At 40.7% G+C, this 20009-nt stretch carries 15 protein-coding genes, 14 tRNA genes and 1 rRNA gene (1 of these 30 only partly in view); 2 read left to right on the top strand and 28 right to left on the bottom strand.

The window, feature by feature from the left end:
- Positions 1 to 11: 11 nt before the first annotated feature.
- From opp4B to ACQV1I_RS20375, 7 genes are all read right to left on the bottom strand, one after another.
- Positions 12 to 977 (bottom strand): oligopeptide ABC transporter permease, encoded by a 966-nt coding sequence (gene opp4B / locus ACQV1I_RS20345; RefSeq protein ID WP_018671707.1) that lies wholly within the window; start codon positions 975 to 977, stop codon positions 12 to 14.
- Between the two features lie 29 nt (positions 978 to 1006).
- Entirely contained in the window at positions 1007 to 2731 is a 1725-nt protein-coding gene (gene opp4A, locus ACQV1I_RS20350; RefSeq protein WP_116334266.1) for an oligopeptide ABC transporter substrate-binding protein, read from the bottom strand.
- Positions 2732 to 2772: 41 nt separating this feature from the next.
- A complete protein-coding gene (locus ACQV1I_RS20355) occupies positions 2773 to 3768 on the bottom strand; it encodes an ABC transporter ATP-binding protein (RefSeq protein WP_104149973.1) in 996 nt (331 codons plus the stop codon).
- A complete protein-coding gene (locus ACQV1I_RS20360; protein ID WP_094701073.1) occupies positions 3765 to 4784 on the bottom strand; it encodes an ABC transporter ATP-binding protein in 1020 nt (339 codons plus the stop codon). The genes ACQV1I_RS20355 and ACQV1I_RS20360 overlap by 4 nt, the downstream gene beginning before the upstream one ends.
- Positions 4785 to 5064: 280 nt before the next feature.
- A complete protein-coding gene (gene tpx / locus ACQV1I_RS20365; RefSeq protein ID WP_018671703.1) occupies positions 5065 to 5583 on the bottom strand; it encodes a thiol peroxidase in 519 nt (172 codons plus the stop codon).
- A gap of 95 nt (positions 5584 to 5678) precedes the next feature.
- Positions 5679 to 6206 carry a hypothetical protein gene (locus ACQV1I_RS20370; protein WP_116334267.1) on the bottom strand — a complete coding sequence of 176 codons (528 nt, stop codon included), beginning with the start codon at positions 6204 to 6206 and terminating at the stop codon, positions 5679 to 5681.
- A gap of 354 nt (positions 6207 to 6560) precedes the next feature.
- Positions 6561 to 7388: a lipid II flippase family protein gene (locus ACQV1I_RS20375; protein WP_018671701.1), complete on the bottom strand. Its 828-nt coding sequence runs from the start codon at positions 7386 to 7388 to the stop codon at positions 6561 to 6563.
- A gap of 351 nt (positions 7389 to 7739) precedes the next feature.
- Between ACQV1I_RS20375 and pyc the strand changes: the two genes are divergently transcribed.
- Positions 7740 to 11186, top strand: a complete 3447-nt coding sequence (pyc, locus tag ACQV1I_RS20380; protein WP_116334268.1) for a pyruvate carboxylase — start codon at positions 7740 to 7742, stop codon at positions 11184 to 11186.
- An 85-nt stretch (positions 11187 to 11271) separates the two neighbouring features.
- Here the strand turns inward: pyc and ytfJ are convergent, their stop codons facing one another.
- The 6 genes from ytfJ to ACQV1I_RS20410 form a co-directional block, all read right to left on the bottom strand.
- Positions 11272 to 11739 carry a GerW family sporulation protein gene (ytfJ, locus tag ACQV1I_RS20385; protein ID WP_094701070.1) on the bottom strand — a complete coding sequence of 156 codons (468 nt, stop codon included), beginning with the start codon at positions 11737 to 11739 and terminating at the stop codon, positions 11272 to 11274.
- A complete protein-coding gene (locus ACQV1I_RS20390) occupies positions 11712 to 12383 on the bottom strand; it encodes a DUF2953 domain-containing protein (protein ID WP_116334269.1) in 672 nt (223 codons plus the stop codon). Before ACQV1I_RS20390 ends, ytfJ begins: the two co-directional genes overlap by 28 nt.
- A gap of 59 nt (positions 12384 to 12442) precedes the next feature.
- Positions 12443 to 13582: a 3D domain-containing protein gene (locus tag ACQV1I_RS20395; RefSeq protein WP_116334270.1), complete on the bottom strand. Its 1140-nt coding sequence runs from the start codon at positions 13580 to 13582 to the stop codon at positions 12443 to 12445.
- A gap of 192 nt (positions 13583 to 13774) precedes the next feature.
- Positions 13775 to 13978 (bottom strand): alpha/beta-type small acid-soluble spore protein, encoded by a 204-nt coding sequence (locus ACQV1I_RS20400; protein WP_018671553.1) that lies wholly within the window; start codon positions 13976 to 13978, stop codon positions 13775 to 13777.
- A 477-nt stretch (positions 13979 to 14455) separates the two neighbouring features.
- Positions 14456 to 15136 (bottom strand): YkoP family protein, encoded by a 681-nt coding sequence (locus tag ACQV1I_RS20405; RefSeq protein ID WP_236645804.1) that lies wholly within the window; start codon positions 15134 to 15136, stop codon positions 14456 to 14458.
- Positions 15137 to 15395: 259 nt separating this feature from the next.
- Positions 15396 to 16052 carry a TerC family protein gene (locus tag ACQV1I_RS20410; RefSeq protein WP_018671551.1) on the bottom strand — a complete coding sequence of 219 codons (657 nt, stop codon included), beginning with the start codon at positions 16050 to 16052 and terminating at the stop codon, positions 15396 to 15398.
- Between the two features lie 321 nt (positions 16053 to 16373).
- Between ACQV1I_RS20410 and ACQV1I_RS20415 the strand changes: the two genes are divergently transcribed.
- A complete protein-coding gene (locus tag ACQV1I_RS20415) occupies positions 16374 to 17516 on the top strand; it encodes a sensor histidine kinase (RefSeq protein ID WP_094701066.1) in 1143 nt (380 codons plus the stop codon).
- A 280-nt stretch (positions 17517 to 17796) separates the two neighbouring features.
- Here the strand turns inward: ACQV1I_RS20415 and ACQV1I_RS20420 are convergent.
- The 15 genes from ACQV1I_RS20420 to ACQV1I_RS20490 all read right to left on the bottom strand — a co-directional run.
- A tRNA-Gly gene (locus ACQV1I_RS20420) sits at positions 17797 to 17870 on the bottom strand.
- A 9-nt stretch (positions 17871 to 17879) separates the two neighbouring features.
- Positions 17880 to 17966, bottom strand: a tRNA-Leu gene (locus tag ACQV1I_RS20425).
- Positions 17967 to 17978: 12 nt separating this feature from the next.
- A tRNA-Pro gene (locus tag ACQV1I_RS20430) sits at positions 17979 to 18052 on the bottom strand.
- Between the two features lie 12 nt (positions 18053 to 18064).
- Positions 18065 to 18141 (bottom strand) — tRNA-Arg (locus tag ACQV1I_RS20435).
- Between the two features lie 4 nt (positions 18142 to 18145).
- Positions 18146 to 18221, bottom strand: a tRNA-Gly gene (locus ACQV1I_RS20440).
- 8 nt (positions 18222 to 18229) lie between these two features.
- A tRNA-Lys gene (locus tag ACQV1I_RS20445) sits at positions 18230 to 18305 on the bottom strand.
- Positions 18306 to 18310: 5 nt separating this feature from the next.
- Positions 18311 to 18395, bottom strand: a tRNA-Tyr gene (locus tag ACQV1I_RS20450).
- 10 nt (positions 18396 to 18405) lie between these two features.
- Positions 18406 to 18481, bottom strand: a tRNA-Thr gene (locus ACQV1I_RS20455).
- A 39-nt stretch (positions 18482 to 18520) separates the two neighbouring features.
- Positions 18521 to 18597: transfer RNA gene (locus ACQV1I_RS20460), tRNA-Asp, on the bottom strand.
- A 7-nt stretch (positions 18598 to 18604) separates the two neighbouring features.
- Positions 18605 to 18681: transfer RNA gene (locus ACQV1I_RS20465), tRNA-Met, on the bottom strand.
- A 17-nt stretch (positions 18682 to 18698) separates the two neighbouring features.
- Positions 18699 to 18774 (bottom strand) — tRNA-Val (locus tag ACQV1I_RS20470).
- Between the two features lie 7 nt (positions 18775 to 18781).
- A tRNA-Glu gene (locus ACQV1I_RS20475) sits at positions 18782 to 18858 on the bottom strand.
- Between the two features lie 11 nt (positions 18859 to 18869).
- Positions 18870 to 18945 (bottom strand) — tRNA-Thr (locus tag ACQV1I_RS20480).
- A 1-nt stretch (position 18946) separates the two neighbouring features.
- Positions 18947 to 19021, bottom strand: a tRNA-Asn gene (locus ACQV1I_RS20485).
- 58 nt (positions 19022 to 19079) lie between these two features.
- Positions 19080 to 20009: ribosomal RNA gene (locus ACQV1I_RS20490) — 23S ribosomal RNA — on the bottom strand; it runs 1999 nt beyond the window's last position.

A 20009-nucleotide genomic window follows, 5' to 3' on the forward strand; every position in this document is an offset into this window, starting at 1 on the left:
CTCTTTCCTCCCTATTTCAATCGTATCCGAGGATCAACGACACTGTACAACCAATCCGCTATCAGGTTTCCTAATAGCGCCATAAAGGTTAGCAGCATAGTGATCGACATAACGACAGAATAATCTCGGTTGTTAACGGAGTTGATAAAGAGTTGTCCCAGTCCAGGATAAGTAAAGATGGTTTCGACTATTACCGCTCCCCCAAGTAGGTTACCAATATCAAGTCCTAGAAATGTTACCATCGGGATAAGAGAGTTGCGCAAAATATGCTTGTTATAAATAGCTGTTTCACCTGTGCCTTTTGCCATTGCTGTACGTACATAATCCTTGCCGCTTCCTTCGATGATGTCGTTGCGCAAAAATTGTGTATAGGCAGCCGTATTAAATAGACCTAGTACAGTAGCAGGCAAAATCGTATGTCCTATTTTGCTCAAATAGTAAGATAGGGTTCCCTGATCAACATCCACGCCGATGGAACCGCTTGCGGGTACCCATCCCAATAAAATGGCAAACACATATATGCACACAATAGCTGCAAAGAACGATGGAATGGCATATCCAACATAATTTAGCGTCACAATGATATTATCTATCCATGTAAAACGACGCCGTGCTGCAATCATACCCATCACCAAAGCGCCCAGATAAGTAAAAATCAAGGACATACTCATCAGAAAAATGGTATTAGGTAACCGTTCACCAATTAGCTGAGTAACTGGCATTTTATGATTGAATGAATCACCTAAATTTCCTTGTAAAAAGCCACCCACCCAGCGTCCATATTGAACAGGAATGGGATCGTTAAATCCGAGTGATTCTCGCATTTTGGCTATATACTCAGGATTGGCATTATTAGGGTCAATCTTCCCCGAAAGGGCGTCCCCTGGCATTAATTTTGCCAGGGTGAACACCGCAATGGAGATCAGAATCAAAATTGGAATCATGGTAAAAAATCTCCGCAGCGCAAACGCAACCATTCGTACACTCCCCTTGTTCTACAGCTGTATTAGTTGGTAACCCACCATTTATGCGTATCTATCTGGTTGGTAAAGGAGTTGGTATGAACGCCTTGTAGACGTTTGTTATACGCGGTAATATCCTTACGAGCGTGCAAGATAATCATCGGCACTTCTTCGTTGACTAGTTTTTGCCATTTAAAATAAACTTCTTTACGGTAATTTTCATCAAACGCCTTTTCACTAATTCCTTCTTCAATCAATTTGTCTGATTCCGCATTTACCCATCGAGGGAAATTCCAGAAAGCATCTATTTTCCATAAACCTGTTGGATCAGGATCATTTGCCAGAGACCAAGCTCCAGCAAACACCTCGACACTTGGCTCATCTTTTTCGACTGTTCGATAGAATAGGTTAAATTCTTTTAATGCTCCACCATTTAGCTTTGCATCTAAACCTACCTCTTTCCAGAATTGCATCACTGCTTGTGCCCGAGGTTCGGCAGTCTCGTCACGTGTCATCGCATCATAATTAATTGTGAATTTCTTACCTTGCGGATCTTCCCGGAATCCATCCCCATTAATATCCTTATATCCAGCCTCGTCTAGTAGCTGTTTTGCTTTCTCAGGATTGTATTCGTACGCATTAATTTGATCAGCAGGAACCTTTGCCCAGCTCACAGGTGGCATTGGTGAGTTAAGTGGTACAGCCTTACCATTTTCAAAGGCATCAGCCAACGCTTTACGGTCCAGCGCATAGGCCATCGCCTGACGTAACCGCTTATCAGCAAATTTTGGATTATCCATCACATTTACCTTTTTATTTTCATCCCAATGACCTAGCTTAAATCCAATATAGCTATACGCTAGCTCATCCACTTCTTTCAATATCAAATTATCATTTTTTTCTATCTCTTTAACCTGGGAACGCGGAATTGCCATAATATCAACTTCGCCTTTTTTCAACAAGCTATTTGCTAATTTTCCGTCAATGACTTTATATATAACACCATCCAAATGAGGTTTGCCTTGCCAGTAATCATCAAAACGCTCTAGTTCAACAAACTCACCTGGTTGAATTTTTTTCACTTTAAATGGTCCAAGTCCGATCGGCTGCTGGCGAACCTTTGGAGAATTTGGTAGGTCTTTTACAGAGATGCCTGCATAATATTTTTTCGGCATTGGATTCGACCAAATATTATCTAAGAAATTTACCATAGGTTTTTTAATTTTGATTTCAATATTGTACGGATCAATAATTTTTACACCAGAAATGGTTTTTGCAACTCCCTTATTATATTCATCCATTCCTGCAATCATTTTTACATTCGAATAGCGAGATCCTTTATAATCCTTATGTCCTATTACCTCAAAAGCATATAACCAGTCCTCAACCGTCAACTCATCACCATTGTGCCACTTTACGCCCTTTTTAAGGGTAAACGTATAGGTTAAGTGGTCAGGACTTTCTTTCCAGGAAGCGATCTTCGAATAGGTTTTCAAATCATCTCCTGTATCTAGCAAGGAGTCCATCATAAAGCGCAGGATTCGATCATCGTCATCCCCTTCATAAAAACTACGATCCAATAAGCCTTGAAACGGGCTTTCATAGGCATAGACAATTTTCCCACCATCTTTAGGTTGTTGTTCAGTGGTAGCCGCTTGTGTTGGCTCAGTTGGTTTGGTTTGTGTTGTATCCGCTGGCTTAGAACACCCTACTATGCCCATCGATAGGGCTAAAAAAGCTGACAAAACAACTGTATTTTTCTTTTTCATGTAATAATCCCCCTTATTTTATTCTGATTAAAGTTAGTTGACTAATATAAATGGCAAGCAACTTGATGTCCTTCGCTCACCTCCTTCAAGCTCGGTTTTATCTCTTTACACTCCTGCTTTACATATGGACAGCGAAGATGAAAAGCACAGCCAGCAGGAGGCTTCTCAGGTGAAGGAACATCTCCTTGTAAAATAATTCGCTCTCGGTTGAATCTAGCTCGTGGATCAGGCACAGGAATTGTAGATAGTAGCGCTTGTGTGTATGGATGCAATGGCTCTTTATACAAGCTATGCTTATCGGTTACTTCAACCAATCTCCCGAGATACATAACCCCTATCCGATCACTGATATGTTTTACAACACTTAAGTTATGAGCTATAAACAAATAGGATAATTTGAATTCTTCCTGTAAATCCTGCAAAAGATTCAACACTTGTGATTGGACTGATACATCTAAAGCCGAAACAGGCTCGTCTGCCAAAATTAATTTAGGCTTTAACGCTAGTGCTCTTGCAATCCCAACCCGTTGACGTTGACCACCAGAGAATTCATGAGGATATTTATAATAAGCCTCTTCTGGTAACCCGACACGTATAAGTAGCTCCATAACCTCAGCTTTTATATCTTTTTCCGTCCGATTGGTGTAATTACGAATTGGTTCAGCCACCAAATGTCCTACCATCATCTTAGGATTTAACGAAGCGTAGGGATCTTGAAAAACCATTTGCATATGTTGACGAGTATCCCATAGCTGTTTTCCTTTAATGCTTGTAATGTCGTTATTATCAAAGTAAATGCTACCGGCTGTCGGGTCCGTTAGCCGCAAGATGGTACGTCCTGCTGTCGATTTTCCACAGCCTGATTCCCCTACCAGTCCAAGTGTTTCTCCATCTCTTAGCACAAATGAAATATCGTCTACTGCCTTCACTTCACCAATTTTTCGTTTAAATAAGCCACCTGTGATTGGATAATATTTTTTAAGATTCTTGACTTCTAGCAAAGCTTTTGTTTTTGTATGAGCAGTGGTTTGGTTCATAGCGACGCCTCCGCAATTTCGTTAGGTTGACTTTGAGGGTAAAGTAGGCAACGCACTTTATGTGAATCACCAATATCACCTAGCTCTGGCGAGACCGCGGTGCACTCTGGCATGACTTTTGGACATCGGGAAGCAAATCTGCATCCTATCCTTGGCATGTTGACCAGTGATGGCACTATTCCCTTTATGGAATATAGTCGGTCTTTATTTTCATCCAATTTCGGAATAGACTCTAACAACAGCTGTAAGTATGGATGCTTCGGCTCATAAAAAATTTGTTCTACACTACCTTGCTCCACAATTTTACCGGCATACATAACCATCACTTCATCTGCCATCTCAGCTACTACTCCCAAATCATGTGTAATCAGCATGACAGACATCCCACTCTTGGATTGAATGTCACGTAATAGTTCTAAAATCTGTGCCTGAATCGTCACATCCAATGCTGTAGTAGGTTCATCGGCAATCAGTAGCTTTGGCTGGCATGCAATGGCCATGGCGATCATGACACGTTGCCTCATTCCTCCCGATAGTTGATGAGGATATTGGTCTACAAGTTTTTCTGGTCGTGGGATTCCAACATGTGAGAGCAATTCAATGGAACGACTTCTTGCTTCATTTTTCGAAATTTTCAGATGATTAAACAAAACCTCTTCTATCTGGAATCCGATCGTAAACACGGGGTTTAATGCTGTCATAGGTTCTTGAAAGATCATTCCCAGCTCTTTTCCACGTATTTTATTCAATTCATCTGCTGGGAGTCCCACCAAATTTTTATTTTGGAAAAGAATGCTTCCATTTGCCACTTTTCCTGTTTCTTTTGGTAACAATCCCATAATGGATAAAGACATGACGCTTTTTCCGCAACCTGATTCTCCAACGATACAAATCACTTTGCCAGGATCAACCGAAAAGGAAACACCATCTACCGCATTGTAAAATTGTTTGTTAATACGGAAGCCAGCTTCTAGGTTAGAGATTTCCAGCAAAGGTTCGGTCTGTTTTTTCTCCATAGGTCACCTGCTTTGCACGAGTAGTAGAATGAATTATGTGATAAATTAAAATTTTATAAAAACAATTTTATCCATATTATGGGGTAGCACATCTATAAAAGTCAACAATTTTACCAATTGTTATCATTTATTCATACAAAAAAACCATACAGAACCATTATTCTTAAATGCTAAAATTTTTTTATCGCACTTAACTTTTTCAAACGTAAAAAAGCCCTCTCTAATTGAGAAGACTTTTTTATTTCCTTTATGAAAAAAGAAACAGCGAATGTTCCCTTCCTTATTTCGCTGCTTTTACCGCTTCGATTGCTGCTTCGTAATTAGGATGCTGGCCTACTGCTGGCAAATATTCTACGTAAACAACTTTATCATTAGAATCTACAACGAATACTGCGCGGGACAATAAACGAAGTTCCTTAATAGCTACACCGTAAGCCAAACCGAAAGAAAGATCACGATGATCAGATACAGTTTGAACCTTATCAATGCCAGCAGCTCCACACCAACGTGCTTGCGCAAATGGCAAATCTACAGAAACGGTAAGAATTGTTACATTGTCTAATTTAGCTGCCTCTTCGTTGAAACGACGAGTTTGTTGATCGCAAACACCTGTATCTAAGGATGGCACTACAGAAATAAGACGAATCGTACCTTTGGAATCAGCCAGTGTAACTGGGCTTAGGTTGTTTGCAAGCACGGAAAACTCAGGAGCTGTATCTCCCACTTTAATTTCTGGACCTAGTAGTGTAACTGGTTGGTCTTTAAAAGTAACGACGCCTTGACGTTCAATTGTAGACATAGGTAACCCTCCTCTAACTTTGTAACTATGTAGTACAATTATCATACATGTTTTTATGAAACATTTCACTATCAAAACGTTTAAAAATGTAATTCTTAATGTAAATAGCGTTTCGATCTATGTTTTCTAGGTTCAATCTTTACGATTTCTTTCACTTCATGTTCAAATAGCCCGTCACTTTTTAGATTTAACTCATGACATCGCAGGATAGCGTGATATAGGGCAAATGTGAAGCTTACATCCTTTAGAGTATAGCGGCTACTCATCGTATCTGGATCAAGAGTATTAACAATCTCTACATGATAATCATACTTCTCCGATCCAATGGCCGCCATATAGCCCATATCCTTCAACACACCACCCACATCAAAAATGCCATTATCATCGTAATCAAATGTACCCGAGCCCATCACCATTAAATCGAGTAGTTGAACAACACTCATCCGATCTATTTGTAGGGGTCTAGGTAGTGAAATCACAGAACCATCCTCGTTTACTACATACACTTTATCTCGATAGCGAAAAATAAATTCGCTGGGATCAGTATCTTGAGCAAATAACCACTGTTTTCGTGGAATAAGCAATCTCCAAATCTCCACTGGCTCTCTTCTCAGCAGGTCCATATGATTCCCTCCTCTCCCTATTTTGGACAAAAAAAAGAACCGGTAAACCGTTTCATGCAAATACACCATCCATATCAGGATCAGATTATTTTAATTTTATCATCTGGCTTCCAATACCTAACATAGGCAGGAGTTTATTTGCTATTTAAAAACCCTCCTAAATACTGCCTTTTTTCACGTCTAGTAGAAATTTTAATGCCCTTTGTGGACTTCCTATCAGATAAAACAGCAAAAAAAGCGCATTCCCCATTTTGGGAGGAATTGCGCTGTGGAGGTCACACTTATATACTGCTAGTAAGAGGAAGCACCTAACAGCCGTTTCGGGCATTCCAAGTAGTACTATACTTGTTCTTCCTAAATATGTGGTGCTATGAGTGATATCAGGTAGGCAAATGGAAATAGTAAAACTTGTGCAATTACTGTACCCAGTAACCGTCCAGCACCGAGATGAAATACCGTAACCTTTAAATCCTTATAAGGTCGTGCATCACTAACTACATCATCGAGTAGCTTTGAACAGATCGGGTCAACAAAAATAACCAATAAAATGGTTCCCACTCCATTAATGACCGTAGCCATTTGGTTCGCTACCGTACGATGATCGGGCACAAGGACCCCTGCGTAAAGCGATGATAAGATAGCAATGGAATAGAATGAAAAAATAATGGCATTCATCCAAAAGAAATTAGCACCTATACGGGTTTCTTTTATAATCTGCCAATTATTTCGAAACGATGGAATCCAAAATTGGGAGGGCATTTTCCAAAATAGGCGCAGAATGCCTTCTCTACGAAAAATTTTAGGAACACTACCATGCTTATCCAATTTACGTGTACCAATGGCTAGCACACGTGCAACTGTAGGTAACAGAAACATCCCCAACACGATACCCATGCTCATTCCAAACAAAACAATGCGAAAATTTATTAACAAATCATTAATTAATTCCTCGTAGTTCATGAATGGAATCTTATCCTTAAAACGAGTAACAGCTTCAAGCATTGAGGCCAACAGAATGGACTGACTCATAACAGCAAACCGGGCGAATAACACCAATATGTTGAAAAGCGAAGTAGAAGCACCAATTTTTCCTGTACGTGCACCGGAAAGTCGTGCAGCATAGGACACCGTTTCTACACAGCTAATCAACATGGTAACCACCACCACGATCATTAGTTTCATAATAAGTATTCTCCTATTCACATTACATAACGGTGCAATCTATGATTCTTGATTAACGCTAACCTATTTTATAATGTTTCGTAGGAGAAGAAAAGTATGTTTCCTCTCTAATTGAGTTATTTTGACCATCCTTATGAAAATCTAAAAATTAACTTTCTTTATCGTTTTGTTCAAAACTACCTTTTTTGGGTATAGTTGTAGATAAAGTCACGAATTTGTCTTATTAGCTGAAAAGGCAAGAAAAATGGTACAAAAAATAATGTAAATACAAGTGTTTTTTTGTATCATGGAAAGAAAGCACATGATAGAGTTGTTGACCTACCACTTACATACCGATAGGGGAGAAAAATCATGGAGCAGAGAAAAATTAAAAGACTGCTAGTAGCAAACCGTGGAGAAATTGCTATTCGCATTTTCCGCGCAGCTACTGAGTTAACAATCCGTACTGTTGCCATTTACTCAGAGCAAGACAATATTTCACTACATCGATTTAAAGCCGATGAATCTTACTTAATTGGCGAGGGAAAAGGACCAATTGAAGCCTATCTGGATATCGAGGGAATCATTGAGATTGCTAAGAGACACAATATCGATGCTATCCATCCCGGTTATGGTTTCTTATCGGAAAATGAGGAGTTTGCTCGTCGTTGTAAGGAAGAAGGAATTATCTTTATTGGTCCCTCTTCAGATTTAATCAAAAAATTTGGTGATAAAGTAGAAGCCCGTAAACTGGCAATTGAGGCTGGTATCCCAGTCATCCCAGGTACGGAAGACTCCATTGAATCTTTGGATGAAGCCTTAGATTTTTCGCGTCAATCAGGTTTCCCTATCATTATCAAAGGGGTATCCGGCGGCGGCGGTCGAGGTATGCGAATTGTTCGGGGTCCAGAGGAATTGCAGGAAGGATTGGAAAGAGCCCGCTCAGAAGCCAACTCTTCCTTTGGAAACGCAGAGGTTTATCTGGAACGATACCTAGAAAATCCAAAACATATTGAAGTACAAATCATAGGAGATCAGTATGGTAATCTGGTTCACTTATTTGAACGCGATTGCTCTATCCAACGCCGTCATCAGAAAGTCGTAGAAGTAGCACCAAGTACAACACTCTCTGACGAGCTACGTGAAGAAATCTGCCAAGCCGCCCTAACCTTAATGAAAACGGCTGGTTATTCAAATGCAGGGACCGTTGAGTTTTTACTCACACCAGATAATAAATTTTATTTTATTGAGGTAAATCCACGGATTCAGGTAGAACATACGATTACAGAGCTGATTACTGGCATTGATATCGTGCAAACCCAAATCCGTGTAGCAGAAGGCTTACATTTAAGCGATCCTCAAATAGGTATTACTTCGCAGGATGACATTACAATGAGCGGCTATGCCATCCAATGTCGCGTTACGACAGAAGATCCAGAAAACGGCTTTATCCCTGATGCTGGGAAATTGCTGGCATGGCGTTCTGGCGAAGGATTTGGCGTACGTTTGGACGGAAACAATGGGTACCCTGGGGCTGTTATTACACCATACTATGACTCCCTACTTGTTAAAATTTGTACCTATGCAAATACGTTTGAACAAGCTTCACGTAAAATGCTACGTAGCTTACGAGAATTTCGGATTCGCGGGGTCAAGACCAATCTACCATTTTTGAAAAACGTGGTGACACATCCTGATTTCTTATCAGGCAATTATAATACCTCGTTTATTGATTCAAAGCCGGAATTGTTCAAATTCCCTGGTGTACAAGACCGTGGTACACGTTTGCTTAATTATATTGGAAATATCTCAGTTAATGGCTATCCTGGGCTAACGAAAGAGGAGAAACCGCTATTTCATTCTCCCCGTGTACCAAAAACACCATTTGACCAGCCTTATCCGGCCGGTACAAAACAAATTTTAGAGCTAGAAGGCGTTGAAGGCTTAACAAAATGGATTCAAGCCCAAAATAAAGTTTTACTTACAGATACCACCTTCCGGGATGCCCATCAATCCTTATTTGCTACAAGAGTACGTACCTACGATATGCTTGCTATCGCTGAAGCAACGGGTAAAATGGGCGGAGATTTATTTTCCTTGGAAATGTGGGGCGGTGCAACATTCGATACCAGCATGCGCTTCTTAAGTGAATCACCATGGGAACGATTGCGTCTGTTACGCGAAAAAATTCCAAATGTCTTGTTCCAAATGCTGTTGCGTGGAGCAAATGCGGTTGGCTACACCAATTACCCAGACAATGGCGTTAAAGCGTTTATTAAAGCATCTGCTGAGAATGGGATTGATGTATTCCGTATTTTCGACAGCCTAAACTGGTTGCCTGGTATGGAGCTTGCCATTAATTCTGTACGCGAATCAGGCAAGGTCGCAGAAGCAGCCATTTGTTATACCGGCGATATTCTTGATCCAAATCGAACAAAATACTCCCTATCCTATTATATAGAGCTTGCCAAACAGCTAGAAAAAGCAGGGGCCAACATTCTTGCTATCAAGGACATGGCAGGACTCTTAAAACCATATGCGGCTTATCAGCTTGTCCATGCTCTGAAGCAGGAGATCGGCATTCCGATTCATCTGCATACACATGACAGCTCTGGTAATGGTGGTGCTACGTTAGTTAAAGCTATTGAAGCAGGGGTAGATATTGTAGATGCTTCTGTAAGCTCTATGTCTGGTCTCACCTCTCAACCAAGCCTTAATGCCCTTGTAGCCTTGCTAGAAGGAACTGAACGGGATACAAAGCTTGATCTAGACGGCTTCAATAAACTATCGGATTACTGGGAAGATGTTCGCCCGATGTACCAAGGTTTTTCCAGCGATATGAAATCAACTAGTGCTGAAGTTTACCAACACGAAATGCCAGGTGGTCAGTATTCTAATTTAGAGCAACAAGCAAAGGCCGTTGGTTTAGAAGGTCGCTGGGACGAAGTGAAGAAAATGTACAGCACTGTCAATAAAATGTTTGGCGATATTGTAAAAGTAACACCTTCTTCCAAAGTAGTTGGTGATATGGCTCTGTTTATGGTCCAAAATGACTTGGATGAAGAGAACATTTATGAAAAAGGGGATCGAATTGATTTCCCAGACAGTGTTATTCAATTCTTCCAAGGCTATCTAGGACAACCGCCTAATGGTTTCCCAGAAAAGCTACAACATATTATTTTAAAAGGACGAAAAGCATTTACATGCCGACCTGGTGAATTGCTTTCCTCTATCGATTTTGACAAGGTAAAACAAGAAGTAGAAGAAAAAGTGGAACGCAAGGTGGATGATCTGGAAGTTCTATCTTACATCATGTATCCACAAGTGTTCCTACAATATGAACAAACAACCAAACTATATGGTGACCTGTCCAATTTAGAAACGTCAACTTTCTTCTATGGTTTACGTTTAGGTGAAGAAACCTCCGTTACGATTGAACAAGGGAAGACCTTAATTATTAAACTGAACAATATTGGAGAAGTACTCCCTGACGGAACCCGCAAAGTAAACTTTGATTTGAATGGCCAAAACCGTATTATTACGGTACGTGATCTATCTGCACAAGTATCAGCTTCGGTACGCTTAAAGGCTGACCGTAAGAATCCAGGCCATATTGGCGCGTCTATGCCAGGTAAAATTCTAAAAGTATTAGTAAAACCAGGCGATTCCATCTCCCGTGGACATAATTTAATTGTTAGTGAAGCAATGAAAATGGAGACAACCCTCCAAGCCCCTGCGGACGGAACAATTAAAGCTATACACGTTAATGAAGGAGATAGCATTGAGGTAGGGGATCTTCTAGTTGAATTAGAGCAGTAATACAGGTATTTGGAAGTACAAAAAAGAGCTGTTGAGGAGATGATCTCCCAACGGCTCTTTTTTATCAGTGAAACATATCCACATTTTATTGCTTATCTAGCAAATCCCCTAGATCTTCTTGCACTTGGTGTGTATATGTTCCCGTATGTGAACAGCTTTCCTCACCTTGATTCTTCTTGTTGTTACACATACCGGAGAACTTATCCACAATTTGTGGAATGGAGTCTAGGATGCGATCGTACAAATGTGTCGAGTTTTCCAGTGGAATAGAACGAACCCCTTGCTTACCGACAACCAAAAAAGCAACAGGAGTAATAGACACACCTCCACCACTACCTCCACCAAATGGATGGCTGTGGTCAGGATGATGATCTCCAGTAATCTTGAATTCACTACCTCCAGAAGCAAAACCAAAGCCTACTTTTGAAATGGGTAAGATAACGCTTCCATCCGGTGTTTCAACCGGATCACCAATAATAGTATTGACGTCCACCATATGCTTTAAATTCTCCATGGTGGTCTTCATTAAGCCCTGAATGGGGTGATCTGCCATTTCCTCGCACTCCCTTTCTTCATTTTAATTACGATACGAACTAACGCAACAATAACGTGTCCTATCCGAAAGAAAAGAACACAGGAAAGTTCGGTTCGGATGATAGTAGCATTCCACATGGGCTCTACGCTAATACGAGGCATTTCCTGCAAAGAAATGTAATAGGAGAGCATCGACGCCAACATATTTTTAATTCCTAACACGGCACCGATCAGAGTTCCTGTTGCTGCTGCATCTCCTATGCCTATTGTGGTTTGCCATTGCAATTTTTCACAATACACATGGCGAAGAGCGTGGCATAGTATTGGGTAAAAATCCTGAACACGTTCAATCAATTCCTGAACACGATGCATCCATCGATCGACATCCTCTGTATCAAGACTTTTCTTACTTTCCGTATTGGATAGAACATCTCCCTTTTTTTTCACTTTAGCCACTACTTCAGGTTGATTGTTTTTATTTAAGGTGAAATTAATCATAGGTAGCTCATAATCGATTTTAATCCATTTCCAAACTCGAATATGTATGGACAAGACATCATTTTCCTGTTTTCGATGATAATGAAGAAAAACTTTTATTGGGGTGATCAGAAGCAAAATCAATAAAAGAAAAAGTACAGTTAAAAATCCTAAAAACCAGTGCACTAAAAAAGCCCCCCTTCGCTTTTTGTAGTATGAGCGATTTGGGAGGCAAATATGACCAGTTAATTCAAGATATACACCTTTGCTTGCTTAATACCGTGATCCCTCGCCTGTTTTGGGGAGATCATGAACAAATCAATATGATTCTTTTTTACTTTCGAGCCTATGTCAGCGGCTACAGCATACCCGTAGCCCTCGATATATAAATGGGTTCCAAGCGGTATTACAGAAGGATCAACAGCTACAATCCCCTCTCGTAAGTCCCAACCAAGGTATCCCTTCGTTGGTCCATTCGTGAAGTCATAGGCCGTTGTTTTTACCTGTAGAACGCGTGTATATGGAAACTCCACAGGAGTCGTATTTTTAGATGAGGCCTCTTGTTTATCAGGCAAAAATAATGAGTAGTAAACCTGACTAGCCGCCTCTGCCCGAGTTACCTTTTTTTCAGGCTCCAGCTTTCCATTTAAAGCTTTCTGAGTTTCTTCATTTTGCAAGGCATACGCATATTCCCTTTGGCTCCACGTAGGAACATCTTGACTGTCGGGATAGTTTTTTAATGTATGATAGGTTGTTGACCATTTCACATTATTTACTTCTCCACTTTTACCACTTGCTCTATTTAGAATGGCAATCAACTCCTGCCTTTCTACCAAGCCATTCGGATTAAGTGTTCGTTTGCCATTCTCTATAGTTCCTTGAATGATACCTAGACGAAATGCTGTTTCTGCATAGGGAGCCACCCAGTTTTGCAAGGGTACATCACTGAAGCTACTTTTTCCATCAGTAGTAGGTTCAATTTGTTTACTCTTCAATAGCAGGACGATAAATTCAGCCATGGTAATCTCTTCATCTGGACGAAAAAGCCCATCTGTAGCAGATATGATCTTGTTATCGAATAGAGATATAATCTCTTTTTCAGCCGCATGACCTGCAATATCCTTTATTGGGTTATTTTGATTTTTTTCAACATCGTTTTGTTTTTGTTCTTCACTATTCTTCTCTTTATTTTGTTCTGAATCTTCAGACCCATTTTCAGTAGAGTCATTCTTTTCTTCTGATGCTTCAGATCTATCTTTAGTCGTTTCCTCTTCAGTTGTAGAAGTCGTTTCTTGTCTGGATTCATTCTTTTCCTCTGCCTGTATGACTCCTGTTTGCAGACCGAACAAACATGCCATACACGCAATTAGCAGTTTCCGTAACATGCATCAACCTCCAATAGTAAGTATAGCGTTCCATGTTGATAAGCCTCATTTTCCATTGTATTAAATACGAAAGCTTTTTCAATGCATAAATGTTTCCATTATACTTGATAACATTTATAAAATTTTATTCCATCATTATTTTTTCTATAAAAAAGACGCCCATAAAGGCGCCTTCTTCATCCAGCTATTTAATTATTGACGTCCAGCCAATTGTTGTTCAGCAAAGCTTACAAGACGTTTAGTGATCTCTCCACCAACAGAACCGTTTTGACGAGAAGTTGTGTCTGGGCCAAGTTGAACACCAAATTCAGAAGCGATTTCGTATTTCAATTGGTCAAGAGCTTGGTTTGCTTGAGGTACCAGAAGGTTGTTGCTAGATCCATTGTTGTTTGGCATATCTAGTCACTCCAATCTAAAATTTTTGGCTACCAACATTTCGTTAGCAGCATTCAAAATGCAAAGACTAACCTTATATTTTCAATGCTACTAACCATACTTTAGGAATATAATCTTTCTTTCGAGATGTCACTTATGTCGTTTTGCCAACTTTGTAAGTTTAATATGTGTGAATTACGTCAGCTGTATTCCTGCCAATTTTTAGCGAGAAACCTGGTAAATTCCTCATCCACTTGGTACTTTCTCTTCCATAAAAGTTTAGTATTAATAAAAAATTCCTGTTATAACCTTTAAAAATCACAAGCTTTTGTTATTCCATTTGCAATTTCTAAAGGTAGAATGTTACAAAACTATCCTTTTCAACCTAGCAGTTTCCTCCAACTGTTTTCGGTAATTTTTATAGAGGCAATTAGCCTTTACCTTATAGGGATTTGGTAAGTAGTATATAATGATACAAATGTTAGGAGACTTCCATGATTAAAATCGATCGAGTAATTCTTCCTTTGACATAAATACACGTGTAAGTGTCTCCATTGAAGTAGGTGCCTTTCTGCCACTTGGATGCATAACTATTTTTAACAAAGTGAGGTACCAGCGTTTAAATCGAAAGTACCAAACATTTGGAACAGGTGACATTGAAAATCCTAGTTGTCCACTGCCTTTAAATAACAACGTTGTACCCACAATTCCTTTAATCTCTCGCTCTTTTGGATGGGACTTCACTACACTAGCTAATTGAGGCAAAGATCTCTTTACTTCACGAACTAATGTTAGACCAATTTGTACATCACTGTGTATTCCTACGCTACGTTTAGCTAACAAATAATTATGGATATGTAGGCGGATAACTAGGTCCCCTTTTTGAATAATATAACCATTATTCGTTTTCAACATTTCACCATTGTATGGAAGGATCGTATAGCGAAAGATATTCTGTTCTTGCTGAATATAATTTAATCTTCTACAGCAATGATAAATCCTATCCCAAATCCCCCATAGGGTGAGCATAGCTACATTCAATCGACTCGCCTCCCTTTTCATTTTCTCGACTATTTCTGCACAATCTATGTTAGTATCACCAGCTACCGCCAAAAGTATCGAAAGCGTTTTATATTGCGTGCCACAAAAAATCAACTTGTCCAACTGTGATACTACCATCTATATGTTCCTTTTACTGGAAGAAATGACTAAAGTAAATGATTAAAGCCTATTTTTCTCCCTATAACAATTCCAAATATTTCAATTTTTTGTGGTATTTACAAAAGACCAATCTCATCGTACCTTCAGATCATTTGGATCGGAAATCTTACGATGCCCATGTTTCCTCAACTTCATAACAAAAGAATTACATACACTAGCATCCTACCCTTTATATACATAAAAAAAACAGGCCAGGAAACAATCCCAGCCTGTCCTTTTATATACGATTACTACGCCATTTTCCAAGCAACAACACGACTATAACAACGATCCCAGCGATGACCTGATTAGGAATAGCAAGATAAGGAGCTATCTTCTCAAGGACAAAAGGATCCTGCAAAAACATATGAATAGCTGTATAAGCCAGAATACCTGTCCCTACATATAAGAGAATAGGATAGCGATCCAGCAGATTAGCAATCAGATTACTACCGAACATCAATAAGGGAATACTCAGAGCAAGACCGATCACTACTAAGATAATATCTCCACCGGCAGCACCACCCACAGCTAGTACATTATCTAAACTCATAATAAAATCGGCTAAGATAATCGTTTTAATCGCCTGTCCACTGCTCTTGCTGATTTGTACCTCGCTTGTGTCCTCATCCCCTCCTAACAATTTAAGAGAGATGTAGAGTAACATAATTCCTCCCACTGCTTTAACCAGAGGAATAGCTAACATCCAAGTAGCCACAATCGTAAGTAACACACGCAAAATTATAGCACCTAACGTACCATATAGGATTGCTTTCTTACGATCAATTGGCGAAAGTCCACGACAGGCCATCCCAATAACAACAGCATTGTCTCCACTTAAAACCACATCGATAATAAAAATATGAAATAAAGCGACTAGAGTATTTGTTTCCATGGTTTCTCCCCATCTAGTGTGAGCAGCAGTAGCATGTCAATTCCATTCGAGGTTATCTACAATTAGGCACGCAGATCAATGTCGAATCTGACTCGCACTTTTCTTTTTTAACTATTATTAGTATCATTACGTTATTTGCCCATTCTTTATTCTAGTCTCTCCTTCCATTTCACTTACATGCCAACGTTATACCATCTGACTTAATTTTACGCAAGTCTCTTGCTTTTGTCGGAATTTGGCTTACGATTTTATGACGAATTGGGTATTTTTTGCTTGAAAATAGTTGTATTCTTGATTAGGATGAAGGAGGGTGAAGGTGTAATGGTCAATGTTACATTGCTCACATATGAGCAAATTTCTAAATTTTTAGTAACGCTAGTACCTAAAATTACGGATAAATGGTTAGATGAGTTAGAGGACCTCTTTCATCCCTATCGGGTAACTTTACCTAGACATTTGGCTGAAAAACCATGCTACCTAATCTCACTCCTACTTATACGTGACGTATACGAAGAAGACATCCGAGAATCCTCTCATGATATAGGCAACTGGTTTTGGTCTGAAAAGCTCCCTTTATCATTAGCCTTAAAAACATTTCAAATACTCTATCATGTATATATGGGGGAAATCCAATCAAATATACCACTCCATTTGATTTCTTCAGAAGAACTCTCCTCCATGGAAAAAAGATTAAAGATATTGATTGACGAAGCCTTATATCAAGCCGTGCATAATTATGAGGATTTGGTACAAAATGAATTAAGTGAAAAAGAAGAAACCATTTCTTATTTACACAATGATAAATTAGAAATGCTTGATAAGATTGCAGCTAATATGGCTCACGAGTTAAGAAACCCACTTTGTGCCATAGAAGGCTTTCTTAAATTAATTTTAGAAAGCACAAATGGAAATCATGTTTTGGAAAATTATGTACAGGTTGTTTTACATGAATTTGATAGTTTTCATCGGCAAATTACAGGTTTTCTGAGCTTTTGCAAGAAGCCTATTTTAGATGAAATATATAAAAAGGTCTCCTTAACTGATTTACTTCATGAAGTAGAAATACTGCTGACACCTCGTTTACATGCTGAAAATGTTACACTAATTATGCGTATGGAGCCCTGTGATTTAAATTGCTACAAAGAAGGGCTATCTCAGGTACTCATTCATTTATTAAACAATGCTATTGATGCGGTTAGTTCAAACGTATACAAGCACGTACAGGTATCTACATATAAACATACAGACAGCCTTACTATCATGGTAGAGAATAATGGGGAAGAAATCCCTCAAGATCTTGTAGAGAAACTTTTTCAGCCTTTCTTTTCCACCAAAGACGATAATACTGGGATCGGATTATCTATCTGTAAAAACATTATTGAAAAACATAATGGTAGTATTTACTGTGAATCTAATAGTACAGTTACACGTTTTTTTATCCGCTTACCATATGATTTACAATAATAAAAAAGCCTTTCCCATTGCATCCAGACAGAATTCGTCAGCTCAATAGATACGTAACATTAATAATATACTTTATATTATGCATAATATTTCGATAAAAGCACATAATCTCAGCTCCTGTTTTTTACAGCTGAGATTATGTGCTCGTGAGGAATAAATAACTCGTAAATTCTTGGTATCATCTATAACCACCTTTCAAAATTTAGATAATATCCAATATATCAGAAAAGAGTGTCCTTAAAAGGACACTCTTTTCTGATAACCAGTTCGATTAATTCAATGGAGCGGGTGATGGGAATCGAACCCACGCGACCAGCTTGGAAGGCTGGAGTTCTACCATTGAACTACACCCGCAAATTATATTGGTGCCGAGGACCGGACTTGAACCGGTACGGGATTACTCCCGACAGATTTTAAGTCTGTTGCGTCTGCCTATTCCGCCACCCCGGCAAAACGAAAATGTCGGGAAGACAGGATTCGAACCTGCGACACCTTGGTCCCAAACCAAGTACTCTACCAAGCTGAGCTACTTCCCGATATATGTAATATGGCGTGCCCTGAGAGATTCGAACTCCCGACCTTTTGATTCGTAGTCAAACGCTCTATCCAGCTGAGCTAAGGGCACATAATGGAGCGGACGACGGGTCTCGAACCCGCGACCTTCGCCTTGGCAAGGCGACGCTCTACCAATTGAGCTACGTCCGCATAAAAAATGGTGAGCCATGAAGGACTCGAACCTTCGACCCTCTGATTAAAAGTCAGATGCTCTACCAACTGAGCTAATGGCTCATACATGGTGGGGAGAGACGGATTCGAACCGCCGAACCCGGAGGGAGCAGATTTACAGTCTGCCGTGTTTAGCCACTTCACTATCTCCCCATGTATAATGTGGTGCCGGCGATAGGACTTGAACCCACAACCCCCTGATTACAAGTCAGGTGCTCTACCAATTGAGCTACACCGGCGCAAATTATGTTATTTAAAACCGTCATCTTTTAAAAAGATGGCGGAGCTGACGGGACTCGAACCCGCGACCTCCGGTGTGACAGACCGGCGTGAACTCCAACTTCACCACAGCTCCAAGAATTTGGTTGCGGGGACAGGATTTGAACCTGCGACCTTCGGGTTATGAGCCCGACGAGCTACCGAGCTGCTCCACCCCGCGACAATATAAAAGTAAAATGGTGGAGGATGACGGGATCGAACCGCCGACCCTCTGCTTGTAAGGCAGATGCTCTCCCAGCTGAGCTAATCCTCCAGATAAATGGTGACCCGTAGGGGATTCGAACCCCTGTATGACAGCGTGAAAGGCTGCTGTGTTAAACCGCTTCACCAACGGGCCAATTATGGCTATGGTGCTCCCGACAGGAATCGAACCTGCGACCTCTTCCTTACCATGGAAGCGCTCTACCGACTGAGCTACAGGAGCATGGCTCCTCAGGACGGACTCGAACCGCCAGCCTACCGGTTAACAGCCGGTTGCTCCACCATTGAGCTACTGAGGAACAGTATGAATGAATTGTTCTTTCAAAACTAGATAATGAAAGTCAGCATAAAGGCAATGTGGATAAGTCCTCGACCGATTAGTATTCGTCAGCTCCATGCATTACTGCACTTCCACACCGAACCTATCAACCTCATCGTCTATGAGGGGTCTTACTAGCTTGCGCTATGGGAAGTCTCATCTTGAAGGGGGCTTCACGCTTAGATGCTTTCAGCGCTTATCCCGTCCGCACATAGCTACCCAGCTGTGCCACTGGCGTGACAACTGGTGCACCAGAGGTGCGTCCATCCCGGTCCTCTCGTACTAAGGACAGCTCTCCTCAAACTTCCTACGCCCGCGACAGATAGGGACCGAACTGTCTCACGACGTTCTGAACCCAGCTCGCGTACCGCTTTAATGGGCGAACAGCCCAACCCTTGGGACCTACTTCAGCCCCAGGATGCGATGAGCCGACATCGAGGTGCCAAACCTCCCCGTCGATGTGGACTCTTGGGGGAGATAAGCCTGTTATCCCCAGGGTAGCTTTTATCCGTTGAGCGATGGCCCTTCCATGCGGAACCACCGGATCACTAAGCCCGACTTTCGTCCCTGCTCGACTTGTAGGTCTCGCAGTCAAGCTCCCTTGTGCCTTTACACTCTACGAATGATTTCCGACCATTCTGAGGGAACCTTTGGGCGCCTCCGTTACTCTTTAGGAGGCGACCGCCCCAGTCAAACTGCCCACCTGGCATGGTCCTTCCACCCGATAAGGGCGGCAAGTTAGAAACTCCGTACATCAAGGGTGGTATCCCAACGACAGCTCCACGAAGGCTGGCGCCCTCGCTTCACAGCTTCCCACCTATTCTGTACATGATGCACAAAGTTTCAATACCAGGCTACAGTAAAGCTCCATGGGGTCTTTCCGTCTTGTCGCGGGTAACCTGCATCTTCACAGGTATTATGATTTCACCGGGTCTCTTGCCGAGACAGCGCCCAAGTCGTTACGCCTT

The sequence above is a fragment of the Brevibacillus sp. JB24b genome (assembly GCF_051713385.1).
In the GTDB taxonomy this organism is placed as follows: domain Bacteria; phylum Bacillota; class Bacilli; order Brevibacillales; family Brevibacillaceae; genus Brevibacillus_B; species Brevibacillus_B laterosporus.

Excerpts from the sequence above, each read along its gene's own strand:
- ACQV1I_RS20415 (WP_094701066.1), top strand. The coding sequence starts at position 16,374 with ATGGTCAATGTTACATTGCTCACATATGAGCAAATTTCTAAATTTTTA.
- ACQV1I_RS20375 (WP_018671701.1), bottom strand. The coding sequence starts at position 7,388 with ATGAAACTAATGATCGTGGTGGTGGTTACCATGTTGATTAGCTGTGTA.
- pyc (WP_116334268.1), top strand. The coding sequence starts at position 7,740 with ATGGAGCAGAGAAAAATTAAAAGACTGCTAGTAGCAAACCGTGGAGAA.
- opp4A (WP_116334266.1), bottom strand. The coding sequence starts at position 2,731 with ATGAAAAAGAAAAATACAGTTGTTTTGTCAGCTTTTTTAGCCCTATCG.
- tpx (WP_018671703.1), bottom strand. The coding sequence starts at position 5,583 with ATGTCTACAATTGAACGTCAAGGCGTCGTTACTTTTAAAGACCAACCA.
- ACQV1I_RS20395 (WP_116334270.1), bottom strand. The coding sequence starts at position 13,582 with ATGTTACGGAAACTGCTAATTGCGTGTATGGCATGTTTGTTCGGTCTG.
- ACQV1I_RS20405 (WP_236645804.1), bottom strand. The coding sequence starts at position 15,136 with ATGGTAGTATCACAGTTGGACAAGTTGATTTTTTGTGGCACGCAATAT.
- ACQV1I_RS20360 (WP_094701073.1), bottom strand. The coding sequence starts at position 4,784 with ATGGAGAAAAAACAGACCGAACCTTTGCTGGAAATCTCTAACCTAGAA.
- ACQV1I_RS20370 (WP_116334267.1), bottom strand. The coding sequence starts at position 6,206 with ATGGACCTGCTGAGAAGAGAGCCAGTGGAGATTTGGAGATTGCTTATT.
- ytfJ (WP_094701070.1), bottom strand. The coding sequence starts at position 11,739 with ATGGCAGATCACCCCATTCAGGGCTTAATGAAGACCACCATGGAGAAT.
- ACQV1I_RS20355 (WP_104149973.1), bottom strand. The coding sequence starts at position 3,768 with ATGAACCAAACCACTGCTCATACAAAAACAAAAGCTTTGCTAGAAGTC.
- ACQV1I_RS20410 (WP_018671551.1), bottom strand. The coding sequence starts at position 16,052 with ATGGAAACAAATACTCTAGTCGCTTTATTTCATATTTTTATTATCGAT.
- ACQV1I_RS20400 (WP_018671553.1), bottom strand. The coding sequence starts at position 13,978 with ATGCCAAACAACAATGGATCTAGCAACAACCTTCTGGTACCTCAAGCA.
- opp4B (WP_018671707.1), bottom strand. The coding sequence starts at position 977 with ATGGTTGCGTTTGCGCTGCGGAGATTTTTTACCATGATTCCAATTTTG.